The following is a 16,901-nucleotide window of genomic DNA, read 5'->3' as shown; positions in this document are numbered from 1 at the left end:
TTAAAATGGCAGGTCGTCATCTTCTTCGGTATCGTCCATTGGTACGGCCGGCCCTTGGTTCCTAATAGGTTCTCTTTGCTCTGGGGCCGATGTGGTCTGTGCATTGGTCATACTTTCGTTCTTCGTGGTCAAAAAGGTAAAATCCTGGACATGCACTTCTGTGGTGTACCGCATATTACCGTCCTCACCTTGCCACTGCCTGTTCTTCAGCCTACCTTCCACATACACCTTATCGCCTTTGCTCAGGTATTTTTCACAGACTTCGGCGGCCTTGTTCCTCACTACGATGTTGTGCCAATCCGTGTTGGTCACCTTCTCACCTGTTTGCCTGTTGGTATAGGTCTCATTGGTGGCCAAGGGGAATCTGGCAACGCAATTTCCACCTTCAAAATAGTGGATTTTCACTTCGTCTCCCAAATGCCCGATCAGCATTACTTTATTTAATGTTCCGCTCATAACTCTTTAATTAATCAAAAGTACTAAATTTTAAATGTCTGGATGAAATCCGCGATCAAAACAGGGACGGGAAAAGCTGCTATTTTGTCCCAATGGATCCCTTCCTTCAAGATCTTGGGCGATTTTGCCATCCAGAACTTGGTGTACAAGTGCTGATGGGACAGTTTATGGACTATGGGCCCATTGGTATTATATAAGGTAAGGGACTCTACTTCGGGAACGCCATTTTTGTCCTCCAATTGCTGTTGAAGGGACTGGTGGTCCAACTCCCGATCAGATTCTACCAAGGGAAACTGATAAAGGTTCTGCCAAATTCCCTTTCCCCGTCGTTGTTCCATCAACGTATGGCCTTCCTCATCCAAGAACACCAAATAGTTGAAATGACGCTCCTTCACCTTGGTCTTGTTCAATTTGACGGGCAAGTGGGCCACCTTGTTCTCTTTGAGGGCAACACAGCTTTCATTCAACGGACACAGCAGGCAATAGGGTTTCTTCGGCGCACATTGAATAGCACCAAACTCCATGATCCCCTGATTATAATCCCTGATATTTGGGGCATCCATGACCTCCTGGGCCAATTCCTTGAAATATTTGATGCCTTCGGTACTGTTTATGGGTAGCTCCACGCCAAAATACCTGGCCAGTACCCGGTACACATTCCCGTCCACCACGGGTTCCGGGACATCAAAACAGAAAGAGGCTATGGCACTGGCAGTATAATCCCCCACTCCTTTCAACGATTTGAGCCCCTCGTAGGTCCGGGGAAATTTGCCGTGATGGTCGCTGACCACCATTTTTGCCGTCGCATGGAGGTTGCGCGCACGGGAATAATATCCCAAGCCCTGCCAGAGCTTCAGCACTTTTTCCTCGGGTGCCGCGGCGAGGTCCCGAACCGTCGGGAAAGCCTCCAAGAACCTGTGGTAATAGGGCATTCCCTGCGCCACGCGGGTCTGCTGGAGCATGATCTCGGACAGCCAGATCTTATAGGGGTCCCGTGTTTTTCTCCACGGAAGGTCACGTTGGTGCTCGCCGTACCAGGCCAGAATTTTATGGGAAAAAGACATGCGTAAAAATACTATGGACCAAATGTATCAGTTTATATACTTAAAATTAAAGGCTTTAAACGAAAGATTAATTTTAATGTTTATATTTGCAAGCCTAAAAAAATAAGAAAAATAATCAAGAGAAATGACGAAAGCAGATATTGTAACTAAAATCTCAGAAAAGCTAGGAATTGAGAAAGGTGACGTACAAGCAACAGTGGAATCTTTTATGGAAGAAGTAAAATCTTCCTTGGAAAATGGAGATAATGTTTATTTAAGAGGTTTTGGGAGCTTTATCATAAAGACCCGCGCCGAAAAGACAGGTAGGAACATTTCAAAGAACACTACCATTAAAATCCCCGCACACAATATCCCCGCCTTCAAGCCCGCCAAAGTTTTCGTGGAGGGAGTAAAGAGCAACGTACAAGTAAAATAATATAATTAACAACACTTAAAGGAAGAGCCATATGCCGAGTGGAAAGAAAAGAAAAAGACATAAGGTAGCTACCCACAAGCGTAAAAAACGCAGAAGAGCTAACCGACACAAGAAAAAGTAGTTGTAGCGACTACTTTTTCATTTTACATCCATACGTTCTTTGACATAGAGATTCAAGAAACGAATTTCAATCGGTTCGAAAAATGACCGATTCCATATATTGTTTAATCATTTGTCCCAAAACCTATTCCTTGGGATGAATATAAATCGATTCAGGTGAATAGAGAATTAATCGTTAGATCTAGTCCCGAAGCAGTCGATTTTGCCTTGTTAAAGGATGGAAAACTCATCGAATTACACAAAGAGGAGGACAACAACAACTTTTCCGTAGGGGATATCTTCCTGGCCAAGATCAGAAAACCCGTTACTGGCCTAAATGCGGCCTTCGTGAACGTAGGTTATGAAAAAGATGCGTTCCTGCATTACCATGACCTTGGTCCGCAATTGTCCTCCATGCTTAAATTCATCAAAAAAGCTAGAACAGGGAAGTTGAAAGACTATACCCTGAAGGATTTTCCATTTGAAAAAGACATTGACAAGAATGGCAGCATCAATGATGTGATCAAAGCCAATCAGTCATTATTGGTACAAATTGTAAAAGAACCCATCTCCACCAAGGGCCCAAGAATCAGCTCCGAGCTTTCCATTGCCGGGCGCTACTTGGTCATGGTCCCTTTTTCCGATCGGGTCTCGGTATCGCAGAAGATAGCGAGCAAAGAGGAAAAGGACAGGCTCATCAGACTTGTGAAGAGCATCAAGCCCAAAGGATTTGGAGTCATTATCCGTACCGTTGCAGAAGGCAAAAAAGTTGCAGAACTGGACAAAGATCTTCAGAACCTGCTATCCAAATGGATAGCCATGTGCAAGAAATTGCAGAGAGCCTCGCATCCATCCAAAGTATTGGTGGAGCTCAATAGGGCCTCGTCCATCCTGAGGGATGTTTTCAACGATTCCTTTTACGGAATACATGTTGATGAAGAAACGCTTTACAACCAGATCAAGGACTATGTGCATGAAATTGCACCCGAAAAAGAATCCATTGTAAAGCAATATTCAGGCCCAGCCCCCATTTTTGAAAAATTTGGGATCGAGCGTCAGATCAAGACCTCATTTGGCAAAACTGCTTCCATGAGCAGGGGCGCTTACCTTGTCATTGAGCATACCGAAGCACTTCACGTTATCGACGTGAACAGTGGTAACCGCTCCAACAAGGCCAAAAACCAAGAAGACACCGCTTTGGAAGTCAATATGTTGGCAGCGACCGAAATTGCAAGACAATTACGACTGCGCGACATGGGCGGTATCATCGTGGTGGATTTTATAGATATGACCCGGGGCGATCACAGGAGAAAACTGTTCGATCACCTTAGGAACGAAATGAAGGACGATCGTGCAAAACACAAGATTTTGCCCCCCAGTAAATTTGGACTGGTACAGATCACCAGACAAAGGGTACGTCCCGAAATGAACATCAAGACCAGTGAGGAAAACCCCAACGGCACAGGTGCCGAAGTGGAGGCCCCCATTGTATTGATCGATAAGATCCAAGCAGATCTGGAACGAATCCTGAAAAGTGACCAAAAGAACAATGGGATTGTACTCAACATACACCCGTTCATTGCGGCCTACCTTACCAAAGGATTCCCTTCCATCCGTTCCAAATGGTTCAAAGCCTATAAAAAATGGATAAAGGTCCAGCCTAGGGATGCCTATACCTATCTTGAATACCACTTCAAGGACAAAGACGGCAAAACAATCGGAATATAATAATCAAAGAGCGACTCCAGCAATGGGGTCGCTTTTTTGTTTTATGTACATTTGAACATGCCGTATACCAAAAGCTATACCTTGGCCGAAGCCACTCGAATACTGGAAGGTTATTGCGCCTATCAGGAACGTTGCCACTACGAAGTGGTGGAAAAACTCAAGGGGATGAACATGATCCCAGAGGCCATTGACCAAATTGTGGGACACCTCATCCAAGAAAATTACTTGAACGAGGAACGGTTTGCCAAGAGTTATGCCCGGGGCAAGTTCAATATTAAAAAATGGGGCAGGAACCGGATTGTACGGGAACTTCAACTGCGACAAATCTCCGCTTACAACATCAAAAGTGCCCTAAAAGAAATCCATGATGGGGATTACCTCGATACCTTGGACGAATTGGCCCAAAAACGATTGGAACAGATCAAGGAAACCAACCTCCAAAAACGCAAGAAAAAATTGGCCGATTATCTGTTGTACCGCGGCTGGGAAAGTCATTTGGTCTTTGATAAAATCAATGACCTGATCAAATAGTACCAGTTACTTTTGTACTATCAATCTTTGAGTACGCAGAATTGCTTGTTCGTTTTTCCAATCGATCCATTGCTGGCCTTTCATCCTTCGCATTACATTATCGAAATGGCGCATGACAAAAATATTGTACACCGCCCTACCCAAATTTTTGGGTTTTTTGGCAATAGACCGTAAACTCATGGAGAATCCCGGGGTCACGTATTTCATGTAGTGCCAATATCCTTCTGGGATGTAGAGCACATTTCCATGTTCCAAATTGGCGATATGTCCCTTGGCCCGTTGCAGGGCAGGCCATTTGTCCAGATCGGGATTGTCAAAATCGATATCTTCCCTAGTGATCAGCGAATGGGGCACCTTATAGAGATATTTGGTCTCCTCCTGCGAAAAAAGGATGCATTGCTTTTTCCCTTCAAAATGGAAATGGAAAATATTGGCGAGATCGATATCGTAGTGCATGAAGGTATAGGAATCTTCCCCACCGAAGAACAGCATGGGCAAGCCTTTCATCAGTTTCAATCCAAAATCGGGATAGGTGAAATCCTTTTGCAGCTCGGGAACTTCTTTCAAAATGTTCCAAAGGAAAATTCGGTATTTGGTAGGTCCGCTCTTCAACAAGTCCACATATTCCGACATTTTCATTTTGGCGTGCGGCTGGTTGAAACCTTCATCATGTTTTACAGGGCGATCATCGTACAGAGGCACTTCCTTTTCCCCTGCCGCTTGTTTCATATAATCCAAGCTCCACTTGGAATGTGCAGGCCAATCCTCAATAAAGCTTTCGATCACTACTGGCTTTTGGGGCTTGAAATAGTTTTGGATAAACTCCTTCTTGGTAAGAGTTTTTTCCCTGGGAATTTGTTCAAGGTTCAGCTTCAAGATTTCAAGGAATTTGAAACCACTAAATTACTAAAACGTTTTTAAATAGTTACCAAACCTTAATCCCCGGAAACCAAACTTCCTTTGTGTTTGGCAGCTTCGTTCCGCTCAATGGTATGTCCTGGTCTGGACCATTTAGGCTTTTCCCCCATGGCCGCATATTCAGAGTCAATGGCTTCTACGGTCTGGGGCTGGGGCGCTTTCACAAAGGCTTTTTGGGGATTCAGTCCCAATTGCCTGAACATTTCCATATCCTCGTTCACATCGGGATTGGGGGTGGTCAACAATTTATCGCCTGCAAAAATGGAGTTGGCACCGGCGAAAAAGCACATGGCCTGTCCTTCCCTGCTCATTCCTGTTCTTCCTGCGGACAACCTCACCTGGGTCTGCGGCATCACAATTCGGGTAGTGGCCACCATACGGATCATTTCCCATATTTCCACCGGTTTTTGGTCTTCCATCGGAGTGCCATCCACCGCCACCAAAGCATTAATGGGAACAGATTCGGGTTGTGGGTTCAAAGTGGATAGGGCCACCAACATTCCGGCCCTGTCCTCAATATATTCCCCCATGCCTATGATTCCGCCGCTACAGACCGTAACGTTCGTCTTGCGCACATTTTCTATGGTCTGCAAACGATCTTCATATCCACGTGTGGAAATGACTTCCTTATAGTATTCCTCCGAAGTATCGAGGTTGTGGTTGTAGGCATAAAGACCGGCTTCGGCCAAGCGTTTGGCCTGGTTTTCGGTCACCATGCCCAAGGTACAGCACACTTCCATATCCAACTTGTTGATGGTACGGACCATCTCCAACACTTGGTCAAATTCGGGGCCGTCCTTAACGTTTCGCCATGCGGCACCCATACAGACACGGGAACTTCCGGATGACTTGGCACGTAATGCCTGTGCCTTTACCTGTTGCACGGACATCAGGTCATTGCCCTCCACATTGGTGTGGTAACGGGCCGCCTGAGGGCAGTACCCACAGTCCTCCGGGCATCCACCTGTTTTGATGGAAAGCAAGGTGGAAACCTGCACGGTATTAGGGTCGTGGTGTTGCCTGTGGATGGTGGCCGCTTCATACAGCAACTCCATAAAAGGCTTGTTATATATTTCGAGGATTTCTTCCTTGGTCCAGTTGTGTCTTGTAGTCATATTTTTTGGTATGTCTAGTTCAAAAGTAAGGCATTCTTCCAAAAAGAACTGCCAAAGTCTGTGTTTTTAGGACAAGCTTGTTCATTGGTCATCGGGTCGCTTCAACAAAATACTGACGGCATTCCCTCCAAAGCCAACGGCATTCACCAATACTTTCGCTATTGGTTTTGATTGATTTTTATTGTTATAAAATGGACTGGCGATGTACGCCTGGTTTTGCATCATGAGCACAGCCATTTCCATACTCAACAAACCTGAAGCACCAAAGGTGTGCCCCAATTTCCATTTGTTCGTCGTCAAAAAAGGCACTGTTTGCCCGAATACTTTTTGGATGGCATTGAACTCGGTCTGGTCTCCCTTTATCGTCCCTGGAGCGTGCATCACCACGGCATCCACTTCGGATGGATCCAAATCCCCCAAGGCCATTTTCATAGAGTCCTGGAAACATTGGGCATCTGTACTGATGGAAACACTGTGCTCCAAGGGTTCGGTGGCGTATCCTATCCCTTCAATCACTGCCAAGGCATTGGCTTTTTGACCTTTTTCCAAACAAGCGAGTCCTGCCGCTTCACCCAACACCATGGTGTTCTGGTTCTTGTCCAAGTCCATGGCCAAACAGGGAAATACCTCTCTCGACTGCCTGCCAGTCCGGTTGGCGGGCGCTCGAGATGACATCTTGGAATACACTTTAAGGGCCTGCATCTGGGCAATGGTAAAAGAAGTCAATGGTGCTTCGCTCCCCCCAACCAAAAATTGATCGGTCATTCCACTTTGGATCCATGCGACGGCATTCAATACCGCATGCAAGGCGGTGGAACAAGTGATGGAATGTGAAATTTCCGGACCCTTGCTTTTAAGGTCATGGGCCACCCATGAGGAAATGTTCCCCAACGTGGTCGTAGGTGAGGATAGGGTCGCAGATTTGCCATCCCTCAGAAATTCTTCATGGTATTTTTCAAAAAGGGAAGTGGCCCCGCGTGAAGACCCTATATTGATCCCAAAATTGCACCCTTTCTCCCATTCGGCGCTTTCTATGGCCTTTCGGGCAGCATGGATGGCAAACAGCACAGAATCGTCCAAATGCTTGTACTTGGCATCGGACTGGCGTAGATCTTCAATTTTTAGTTTGATGGATTCCGGCAATTGTGATACCCACACCTTTTGCTCCCCAATAAGTGCTTCGGAGAGAAAATGTTCGTTCCGGTTATAGGATTGCCAAACCTCTTCGGGGGATTCCCCCAAGGCGGAAATGGAGGATAGGGCCGTTATGGAAATGGGTTCCTTCAACATAACAATAGCTTATACCAATTCAAGAGCCGACCGGATGGCACCGTAAATCCGCTCCATTTGGTCTTTTGTGGTCACGTAGGGCGCCAAGATATAGATGGTGCTGCCCAAAGGCCTCAAAAACACCCCTTGGCCCATAAAATGGGCAAACAGCTTGTTGCGCAAATTACCATAACGCTCCATTTTCACGTTCAGGTCGAGGGCAAAGATGACGCCGAGCTGACGGATGCTCCCTACTTTGGGATGGTCCTTGATCTCTTCGCCAAACTGTTGGTGCCACTGCGAAATGGCCTTGATGGATTGTTGGATTTCTTCGCTCTGGAGAAGTTCCAAAGCGGCCAGTGCCGTTGCGCAGGCCAGGGGATTTGCCGAATAGGTGTGCCCATGGAAGAGCCCCTTGGCAATATCATCGCTGTAAAAGGCCATATACACCTCTTCGGTGCAAGTGGTCAGCCCCATGGGAATCAGTCCGGCCGTCAATGCCTTGGACAGGCAAACGATATCGGGCTTGGTGTCCAGATAATCCGAAGCAAATGGTCGTCCCGTTTTTCCAAAACCCGTCATCACCTCATCCGCTACGAGCAGTACCCCATGCTTCTTCAAAAGGGCAAGTATCTTGTCCAGACCTTCGGCATCGTGCATCTTCATGGCCGCCGCCCCTTGCACCAAAGGTTCGTAGATAAACCCTGCCAAGTTGTTATTTTTCAAACGTTGTTCCAATTGGGCCAAAACGGAACCGATATTTTCTTTGGTGGGCAGAGGGATTCGTTCCACCTCAATGAAGAAATCTTCAAAAGGTCCGTTGTAAACCGAGAGCCCTGAGACCGACATGGCCCCAAAGGTGTCACCATGAAAGCCTTCTTCAAAAGCCAAAAGCACATTGCGTTTTTGTCCTTGGTTAAAATGGTACTGCAACGCCATTTTGATCCCGATTTCCGTCGCCGTGGAGCCATTGTCCGAAAAAAACAGTTTTTGTTGGCCTTGTGGCAATATCTTGACGAGTTCTTCGGACAATCGTACGGCAGGTTCGTGGGTGAATCCGCTAAAGACCACTTGGTCCAACCGTTGCATCTGGTCCATCACCTTGTCCAAAATAAAGGGGTTGCAATGCCCGTACATACAGGTGTACCACGATGCGATGCCGTCCACGTACTCCTTGCCGTCCTCATCATAGAGCAGCGCGCCGCTCGCCCGGGATATAGCCAACACGTCCGGGCTTACCTTGTGTTGGGTAAGGGGATGCCACAGGTGTTTTTTGTCCCTGTCCGATAATTTTTCCAGTGCTACAGAATCTCTCAAAACATTCAATTTATCTATATTGCAAAGATGATAATTAATAGCCAATAAACCCGACGCCGACCGTGCTTAATACATTCCAGCTTCGTGACTACAACGACCTCGATTGGAAGAAGGTCCTGACCCTATTGATCATAGTGGCCCTTTTTATCCGTTTTCCCTTTTTTTTTAGGGACTATGTGGACAGGGACGAAAGCACGTTCATCCTTATGGGGCAATCTTGGGCGGATGGGCACCTGCCCTACACCCAGCTTTGGGACCTGAAACCACCCATTACTTTTCTATATTTTGCCATCATCATCAAGCTATTTGGGAAGAGTTTCTTCGCCATCCGGTTTTTTGGGGCCATCATGGTGGCCGTGACCGCCTTGTTCACCTATGGCATCACCCGAAAGATTGCCTCCAAAAAAATTGCTTTTTGGGTAGCGGTTTTCTGTGTGTTCTTTCAAAGTCTGTTCGGGAGCCTACAGGGTGTGATGTCGGAACATATCTGCACCTTCTTCTTTGTGATCGGCATATATCTGGTTGTGTACAAGAGGCAATGGGGCTGGTATTTGGTGGCCGGTCTTCTTTTTGGGTGCGCCATCATGTCCAAATTGAACATGGCCTACCCTGTACTCACCTTGGGGATCTATTTCTTGTCCGAAGGGTTTGCCAAGAACACCTTGTCCCGTAGCATCCGGAATTTATTCTTTATGGGAATCGGGATCGGTCTCACTGTGCTGGTCACTGCACTGCCCTATTACCTACAGGACAACCTGTACGTTTGGTGGGAGTCCATTTTTGAAGCCCCTTTGGCCTATTCGGGCGGAAAATACCATTCCCCCGTAAAAACACTGCCGTTCGTGTTCATTGTGCTCGGGCTTTTGATTGCCGGATTTGCGTATAAGGTCATCGATTTCAAGTCCAGGGAATCCCAATTGCTGACCGTGGTGATTCTTGGGATACTGCTTTCCTTCATGCAAACAGGGAAGGTAAACGGCCACTATCTCATCCAACTCTATCCGTTTATCCTTATTCCTTTGGGCGTGGCCTTTGGCAAACTACCAAAATTGAAAAAATCGTATCGCCCCTTGGTGATTGCGCTGCTGTTCCTGATCCCGATGGAGTCGTATCTGGAGTATGTGAACATCGTTTCCAACAAAATAAAGAAAGGATCTTTTTACAACGGTGAGGGCATTGACGTTCCCAACTATATTTCAAAGCACCAATTGGACACGAAGAACATCTTTTTCACCGAGTACCATATCGGCTATTGGGTGCTGGGTGAAACACCGCCTACAAAGGTGTCCATCCATCCGAGCAACATTACCCGCGACGAGCTATTCTCCGATCTGGACAATCCGAGGAACAGTGGCATGGAAGAACTCCGGTATATTATGGAAACCATTCGGCCCAACATCGTGGTGGCCCGAAAAGGAAAAAAAATCTTTTACGAAAAACTGGTGAGCTACAACACCTATATCGATGCTTACCTTGAGGAACATTACCAACTTACGGCGACCGTTGGGCGAGGGCTTATTTATCAGCGACTAGAATGACAGCAGGGCCGTACGGAACTTATCCGCATATGCCCTCACTTTCTTTTTATCGAATTTTGGCTCCTCATGGATCCGCCCCAAAAAAACGGCCCCTGTTTTTTTCAAGATGATCGCTTCGGTAGTGGGATGCTCATCCCCACTGAAAATAATCCCGACCCGAACTTCTTTTTGCTGCAATTTTTCGATGGTCAGTAGGGTATGGTTGATGCTGCCCAAGTAATGCCTGGACACCACGATCACTTTGTGATCGGGCTGAATCAGGTCAAAAATGGTATCCACATCGTTCAAAGGCACCAACAAACCACCCGCACCCTCGATCACCAAATGGTTTTCGGTGACAGGCGGTGCAATGGCATCCAAATCTATCATGACACCATCTATTTCCGCGGCGGCATGTGGGCTCATCGGGGTATTGAGGGCATAGCTGTTGGGGTGGATAACGGTCTTGTCATTGGAAATAAGCGATTCCACCTTATGGCTGTCCGAGTTGTCCAAGTCTCCGGCCTGAATGGGTTTCCAGTAATCGGCCTGAAGGGCTTCCACCACAATGGCGGATGCAACAGTTTTTCCCACTTCGGTCGAAATTCCGGTAATAAATAGCTTCATTTGGCAGGTCTTGTAACAAAATTGCACTGCATGCACTGATATTTTCTGGGTTCAAAGAAAGGAAAGAGCTTATAAAAAACATTCTTTCTGGAATAATAAATTTCAGATTTGGCGGCCTTGCAATTGGGGCAGACAATAGGGTTGCCCTGATCATCAGTGGCATAGTTCCTGATCTCATCAAAGATTTGCTTGGCCAGTTCCTTGTCGCTCGAATACACTTGGAGCTTTACCCCGCCTATGGCGGCACTGATCAGGGGGTCGGAATTGATGGTCGCTTCGTCCCTAAGGAACACGGCTATGCCCTCTGCTTCCAGTTTACCTTTGATGATGACCGCATCGGCTGGGAACTCAAAGGTTCCCAAAGTGTAGAATTCCGTTTTCATGGGTTGATGAGATTGTTCAACAATGTCAAAACTTTCGTTATTTCTTCTTTTGTATTGAATGCGTGCAAGCAAAATCTCAGGCGTTCCTCCCCTTCCTTCACCGTAGGGGAAAGAATGGGTTTTACATCAAATCCTGCTGTCTGCAATTGTTTGGCAATGGCCTTTACCTTGCCATTCCCGGGAACCAGGGCGCATTGTATGGCCGAATCGCTATTGATGAACCTGTCCGTCATTTGCAATCGTTCCATTTCCTGCTTGAAATGCCCAATGTTGGCCTGGAGCTGCTTGGAAATAGCTGCGCCTTCATCCCCAAGATATTGATACGCCGCCAAAATGGTGGCCACGGTATGTGGTGGAAGTGCAGTCGTATAAATAAAGCTCCTCGAAAAATTCACCAGATATTCCTTCAAGGATTCGCTTCCAAGAATGGCCGCGCCATGGCAGCCCATCGCCTTCCCAAAAGTGATGATGCGGGCAAACACTTCCTGTTCCAGTCCCTGTTCCGCAACCAAATCCCGACCATTTCCATAAATTCCGGTGGCATGCGCCTCATCCACCACCAAAAAACAGCCGTTGTCCCTGCAAAAATTCGCCAGACGCTTTAGATCTAGGGAATCTCCGTCCATGGAAAAAATGGATTCGGTCACAATATAGATTTCCGCCAAGCCGTCCATATTTCGACTGCGCTCAACATGACGGGCCAAATCATCAATATCATTATGGGCAAATTTGTAGCTTTTGGCATTCCCCATCTGGATTCCGTCCCGGATACTGGCATGGACCAATTCATCATACAAGACCATATCGCCCCGTTGTGGAACAGATGAAAAAAAACCAATGTTGGCATCATAGCCCGAGTTGAACACCAAAGCGGCCATGGAGTTATGATGGCCGGCCAAAAAATCTTCCAATCGTGCATAAAGTTGATGGTTGCCCGAGAGCAACCGGGACCCCGAGGAACCGTTTTTTTGGGGTGCCTTTTTCAAAAAATCAAGGGCCATTTGGGCAATTTTTTCACTCTTGGCCAGGCCCAGATAATCGTTGGATGAAAAATCAATGGAGTTGCCCTGCCATGGCAAATGGCGCAAGGAACCATTTTCCTTACGTGCCGAAAGTTTGGACTGCAATTTTTTGGGCAATTTCTCCATGGGGCAAATGTAGTACTTCCTGTTTTTAAACAGTATCTTAGTCCTTCATAAACCGTATTGAGAATGAAGTTTTCCTTTTCTTTTTTGGTGTTGTTTTCCTGCTTTTTAGGGATGGCACAGACCAATTCGTACACCATTTCCTTTGAGAATGCGGCACACCACGAAGCTGTGGTACAGGCCACTTTTCCCGAACTGAAGACGGACAAGGTTTCCTTTCGGATGAGCAGGACCTCGCCAGGGAGATATGCCCTGCACGAGTTTGCCAAAAACGTGTACGGGTTCAAGGCCATGGACAGTAAGGGAAAACTGTTGAAAGTGAATCGCCCCAATCCTTATGAGTGGGAGGTTTCCGGACATGATGGCACCATAAAAATCGAATATACGCTGTTTGCCAATAGGGGGGATGGGACCTATTCCCAAGTCGATGAGACCCATGCCCACCTGAACATTCCCGCTACCTTTATGTTCTCTTCGGAACTGAGCGAGCGCAAGATCGAGGTGACCTTTGCTGTGAGGGAAGATCTCAATTGGAAGGTGGCCACCCAATTGCCCTTGGTTTCCGGCACTACCTATTCCGCGCCCGATCTGTACTATTTTATGGACAGTCCCACGGAGATCAGCGATTTTATGCTGCGTTCTTTTGAGGTGGACGGAAAGACCATCAACCTCGCCCTGCACCATAACGGCACAGAGGCCGAAGCGGACACTTATTTTGAAAAGGTCAAAAAGGTGGTCCTCGCCGAAAAGGACGTCTATGGGGAACTCCCCGATTTTGATCATGGTTCCTATACTTTTCTGGCGTGTTACATCCCAAATGCATCCGGGGACGGAATGGAGCACAGAAATTCGACCATTGTGACCAGTACCCGCAGTTTGGGCAATGGGGGCATGGAGCGAAACATCGGAACCGTTTCCCATGAGTTTTTCCACGCTTGGAACGTGGAACGCATCCGTCCTAAATCTTTGGAACCTTTTGATTTTGAGGCCGCGGACATGAGTGGGGAACTGTGGTTCGCCGAAGGATTCACTAGCTACTACACCAATCTCATCCTCTGCCGTGCAGGGTTGATGTCTCCAAAAGAATATGTGGAGGGCTTGGCGGGCACCTTCAATTATGTTTGGAACTCCCCTGCGCTTCAATTTTTCAACCCGATTGAAATGAGCTATCAGGCCCCGTTTGTGGATGCTGCTACCTCGGTGGAGCCCGTGAACCGTGAAAATACCTTTATTTCCTATTATTCCTACGGCAGTGTCCTAGGTCTGGCATTGGACCTTTCCCTAAGGGAAAAAGGGTTGAATCTGGATGATTTTATGAAATCGGTCTGGAAAACTTACGGCAAGCCCGAAGTGCCCTACACCATTGAAAATCTTCATACTGCCTTGAATGACTATGCAGGAAAGGACTTTGGGGATTCCTTTTTTAATCAGTACATCTACCAAAGTGAAATGCCCGATTATGCTTCCTTGTTGACATCTGTGGGCGTTTTGTTGGAACAACCTAAGGATACACCCTATTTGGGTACCTATGTGTCCATGAATGCCGATGGTCTGGGAGCAAGCCTGTTGAGGAACACCCAAATGGGAAGCCCTGCCTACAAAGCGGGTCTGGACAATGGTGACATTATCCTGAACATCAATGACGTTCCTTTTTCCGAGGGACAAAAATTCGAGGACTACCTGAAGCAATTCCAAGTGGGGACACCGCTGCAAGTGAACTATACAAGATTTGGGGAACGCAAGACCACGACCATGACATTGTCCCCCAGCCCAGATTATTCGTTCAGTTTGATGGAGGACAGAAAGCAATCCCCATCTTCCAAAGTGCTGAAACAACGAAAAGATTGGCTCAAAGCGGAGTGATGGTTTCCTATAAACAGGCATCGACCTTGGAGGAGTTGGAACAGATTCTGGCCCTCCAGCAAGAAAATTTACCCAAAAACATTTCCGCGGAGGAAAGCGCAAAGGAGGGCTTTGTCACTGTGGAACATACCTTGGAACAGCTAAAGGCCATGAACGATGAATGTGGCCATATCATTGCTGTGGAGAATGATGCCGTTGTCGCTTATGCACTGTGCATGCATCCCAAATTTGGCGATACTGTCGAGGTATTGCGGTCCATGTTCGTCGAAATTGATGAAATCCGGGGAAACCGGATGGATTACATGGCGATGGGACAGATCTGTGTGGCCAAAAGCCATCGTGGAAAAGGAATATTCCGAAACCTGTACCTTACCATGAAAGAAAAACTGCCGACAGGTTTTGACACCATCATCACCGAGGTGGATGGACAGAACAAAAGGTCGCTGGCCGCCCATTCGGCCATTGGTTTTGAGACCTTAAAAGTGTATTGGTCGGGCGGCAGGGAATGGTATTTGATCGGATTGAAATAAAAAAGGCCGCCCAAAAAGGGCGGCCTTTTTTTGTGTACATGGTTGCACTCGTCAATCAGCAAGTACAATCACTTTGTTGTCCTTCATTTCAACCGTTCCGCTGGTGATGTGCAAAACAGTTTCTCCGTTGCTTCCTTTGGAAAACTTGTCCTGAAAGGCTTCGTCAATGACAATGTTGCCTTTTACCTTCACCTTGCCTTCCTGCAACAGGGAGACAATGGGTGCGTGGTTTTCCAACATCTGGAACTCACCATCTACTCCGGGAACGGTGACCGAGGTCACTTCTCCAGCGAACAATGTGGCTTCAGGGGATACGATTTCTAAATACATATTTTCTAGTATTGAGATTTGAGATTTGAGTATTTAGATTATTCTAACATCTAAATACTGGCGTCTCAATTCTGTTCTACGCTTCTGCCAACATTTTCTCCCCGGCCTCAATGGCTTCCTCGATGGTACCTTTAAGGTTGAACGCGGATTCTGGCAAGTGGTCCAATTCACCATTCATGATCATGTTGAAACCTTTGATGGTGTCCTTGATATCCACCAAAACTCCTGGGATACCTGTAAACTGCTCCGCTACGTGGAACGGTTGTGACAAGAAACGTTGTACACGTCTTGCCCTACCTACGGCCAACTTATCTTCTTCGGAAAGTTCTTCCATACCCAAGATGGCGATAATGTCCTGTAGCTCTTTATAGCGCTGCAACAACTCTTTTACACGTTGTGCGCAACCGTAGTGCTCTTTGCCCAAAATGTCCGGGGTCAAGATCCTCGAAGTGGAATCCAATGGATCCACAGCAGGGTATATCCCCAACTCGGCAATTTTACGGGAAAGTACGGTGGTGGCATCCAAGTGGGCAAATGTGGTCGCTGGCGCTGGATCCGTCAAGTCATCCGCAGGTACGTATACCGCCTGTACAGAGGTAATAGATCCTCTTTTGGTTGAAGTGATCCGTTCCTGCATGGCCCCCATTTCAGTGGCCAAGGTTGGCTGGTAACCTACCGCAGAGGGCATACGGCCCAATAGTGCGGATACCTCGGAACCTGCTTGGGTGAAACGGAAAATGTTGTCCACAAAGAAAAGTACGTCCTTTCCTTGTCCATCCCCTGCTCCATCACGGAAATACTCGGCAATGGTCAGTCCGGACAATGCCACACGGGCACGGGCACCTGGAGGTTCGTTCATCTGTCCGAACACGAAGGTTGCCTTGGACTCCTTCATCACTTTTTTGTCCACTTTTGACAAATCCCATCCTCCTTCTTCCATGGAGTGCAAGAATTCATCACCATATTTTATAATTCCGGACTCCAACATCTCGCGAAGCAAATCGTTTCCTTCACGGGTACGTTCCCCAACACCTGCAAATACGGATAGACCTCCGTGGCCCTTTGCGATGTTGTTGATCAACTCCTGGATCAATACGGTCTTACCTACACCGGCTCCACCGAACAATCCAATTTTACCTCCTTTTGCATAAGGTTCGATAAGGTCGATCACCTTGATCCCTGTGAAAAGGACTTCTGTTGAAGTGGAAAGGTCTTCAAATTTTGGGGCCTCCCTGTGAATGGGAAGTCCATTGTCTCCAGTTTTTGGCAATTCTTCCAAACCATCGATGGCATCACCGATCACATTGAAAAGCCTTCCATACACCGCCTCACCTATGGGCATCTGTATGGGGTTTCCGGTAGCAACTACCTCAACTCCCCTACTCAAACCATCTGTTGAGTCCATGGAAATGGTCCTTACGGTATTCTCGCCAATATGCGATTGTACCTCCAATACCAATCTGGAGCCATTGGCTTTTGTTATCTCAAGGGAGTCGTAAATTCGTGGAATCACCGTCCCCGATTCAAACTCAACATCAATGACCGGGCCTATAATTTGGGCAACCTTACCTGTAACTTTAGACATTAGTGTGTT

General features: G+C 47.1%; 17 protein-coding genes. 6 read left to right on the top strand and 11 right to left on the bottom strand.

What is annotated here, in order from left to right; genetic code table 11:
- Both DB398_RS01070 and mutY read right to left on the bottom strand, forming a co-directional pair.
- On the bottom strand, positions 1–456 hold the full coding sequence (locus DB398_RS01070; RefSeq protein ID WP_108422545.1) for a single-stranded DNA-binding protein: 456 nt from the start codon (positions 454–456) through the stop codon (positions 1–3).
- 23 nt (positions 457–479) lie between these two features.
- Complete coding sequence (gene mutY / locus DB398_RS01065; RefSeq protein ID WP_108422544.1) at positions 480–1,520, bottom strand: A/G-specific adenine glycosylase; 1,041 nt, start codon at positions 1,518–1,520, stop codon at positions 480–482.
- Between the two features lie 124 nt (positions 1,521–1,644).
- Here mutY and DB398_RS01060 point away from each other — a divergent pair, with 124 nt between their 5' ends.
- The 3 genes from DB398_RS01060 to DB398_RS01050 all read left to right on the top strand — a co-directional run bounded on the left by DB398_RS01060 (position 1,645) and on the right by DB398_RS01050 (position 4,293).
- Positions 1,645–1,935 carry an HU family DNA-binding protein gene (locus DB398_RS01060; protein WP_072876044.1) on the top strand — a complete coding sequence of 97 codons (291 nt, stop codon included), beginning with the start codon at positions 1,645–1,647 and terminating at the stop codon, positions 1,933–1,935.
- A 276-nt stretch (positions 1,936–2,211) separates the two neighbouring features.
- Entirely contained in the window at positions 2,212–3,762 is a 1,551-nt protein-coding gene (locus DB398_RS01055) for an Rne/Rng family ribonuclease (protein WP_108422543.1), read from the top strand.
- Between the two features lie 57 nt (positions 3,763–3,819).
- On the top strand, positions 3,820–4,293 hold the full coding sequence (locus tag DB398_RS01050) for a regulatory protein RecX (RefSeq protein WP_108422542.1): 474 nt from the start codon (positions 3,820–3,822) through the stop codon (positions 4,291–4,293).
- A gap of 6 nt (positions 4,294–4,299) precedes the next feature.
- Here the strand turns inward: DB398_RS01050 and DB398_RS01045 are convergent, their stop codons facing one another.
- The 4 genes from DB398_RS01045 to bioA all read right to left on the bottom strand — a co-directional run bounded on the left by DB398_RS01045 (position 4,300) and on the right by bioA (position 8,912).
- Positions 4,300–5,169 (bottom strand): cupin-like domain-containing protein, encoded by an 870-nt coding sequence (locus DB398_RS01045; RefSeq protein ID WP_108422541.1) that lies wholly within the window; start codon positions 5,167–5,169, stop codon positions 4,300–4,302.
- Positions 5,170–5,228: 59 nt separating this feature from the next.
- Positions 5,229–6,326 (bottom strand): biotin synthase BioB, encoded by a 1,098-nt coding sequence (bioB, locus tag DB398_RS01040; RefSeq protein ID WP_108422540.1) that lies wholly within the window; start codon positions 6,324–6,326, stop codon positions 5,229–5,231.
- A gap of 81 nt (positions 6,327–6,407) precedes the next feature.
- A complete protein-coding gene (locus DB398_RS01035) occupies positions 6,408–7,616 on the bottom strand; it encodes a beta-ketoacyl synthase N-terminal-like domain-containing protein (protein WP_199913338.1) in 1,209 nt (402 codons plus the stop codon).
- Between the two features lie 9 nt (positions 7,617–7,625).
- Entirely contained in the window at positions 7,626–8,912 is a 1,287-nt protein-coding gene (gene bioA / locus DB398_RS01030; RefSeq protein ID WP_234415976.1) for an adenosylmethionine--8-amino-7-oxononanoate transaminase, read from the bottom strand.
- A 62-nt stretch (positions 8,913–8,974) separates the two neighbouring features.
- Between bioA and DB398_RS01025 the strand changes: the two genes are divergently transcribed.
- On the top strand, positions 8,975–10,450 hold the full coding sequence (locus DB398_RS01025) for an ArnT family glycosyltransferase (protein WP_234415975.1): 1,476 nt from the start codon (positions 8,975–8,977) through the stop codon (positions 10,448–10,450).
- Here the strand turns inward: DB398_RS01025 and bioD are convergent.
- From bioD to DB398_RS01010, 3 genes are read right to left on the bottom strand one after another with little or no spacing between them, the layout of a single operon-like run.
- A complete protein-coding gene (gene bioD / locus DB398_RS01020; RefSeq protein WP_108422538.1) occupies positions 10,442–11,056 on the bottom strand; it encodes a dethiobiotin synthase in 615 nt (204 codons plus the stop codon). The two genes, DB398_RS01025 and bioD, sit on opposite strands and share 9 nt — an antisense overlap.
- The gene (locus DB398_RS01015; protein ID WP_108422537.1) at positions 11,053–11,439 is read right to left on the bottom strand and encodes a putative signal transducing protein; all 387 of its coding nucleotides are present in this window, start codon (positions 11,437–11,439) and stop codon (positions 11,053–11,055) included. Before DB398_RS01015 ends, bioD begins: the two co-directional genes overlap by 4 nt.
- Positions 11,436–12,587: an aminotransferase class I/II-fold pyridoxal phosphate-dependent enzyme gene (locus DB398_RS01010; protein ID WP_108422536.1), complete on the bottom strand. Its 1,152-nt coding sequence runs from the start codon at positions 12,585–12,587 to the stop codon at positions 11,436–11,438. Before DB398_RS01010 ends, DB398_RS01015 begins: the two co-directional genes overlap by 4 nt.
- A gap of 63 nt (positions 12,588–12,650) precedes the next feature.
- Between DB398_RS01010 and DB398_RS01005 the strand changes: the two genes are divergently transcribed.
- Both DB398_RS01005 and DB398_RS01000 read left to right on the top strand, forming a co-directional pair.
- A complete protein-coding gene (locus DB398_RS01005; protein ID WP_108422535.1) occupies positions 12,651–14,447 on the top strand; it encodes a M61 family metallopeptidase in 1,797 nt (598 codons plus the stop codon).
- On the top strand, positions 14,447–14,977 hold the full coding sequence (locus DB398_RS01000) for a GNAT family N-acetyltransferase (RefSeq protein ID WP_108422534.1): 531 nt from the start codon (positions 14,447–14,449) through the stop codon (positions 14,975–14,977). Before DB398_RS01005 ends, DB398_RS01000 begins: the two co-directional genes overlap by 1 nt.
- Before the next feature lie 51 nt (positions 14,978–15,028).
- Here DB398_RS01000 and DB398_RS00995 read toward each other — a convergent pair whose 3' ends face one another.
- Both DB398_RS00995 and atpD read right to left on the bottom strand, forming a co-directional pair.
- Entirely contained in the window at positions 15,029–15,307 is a 279-nt protein-coding gene (locus tag DB398_RS00995) for a F0F1 ATP synthase subunit delta/epsilon (RefSeq protein WP_108422533.1), read from the bottom strand.
- Positions 15,308–15,383: 76 nt separating this feature from the next.
- Positions 15,384–16,892, bottom strand: a complete 1,509-nt coding sequence (gene atpD / locus DB398_RS00990; RefSeq protein ID WP_108422532.1) for a F0F1 ATP synthase subunit beta — start codon at positions 16,890–16,892, stop codon at positions 15,384–15,386.
- Between the last annotated feature and the right edge of the window lie 9 nt (positions 16,893–16,901).

The organism is Flagellimonas amoyensis (genome assembly GCF_003058265.1).
GTDB lineage: Bacteria > Bacteroidota > Bacteroidia > Flavobacteriales > Flavobacteriaceae > Flagellimonas > Flagellimonas amoyensis.
The sequence above is the reverse complement of the archived record's forward strand: the minus strand, read 5'-3'. Positions and strand labels throughout refer to the sequence as shown.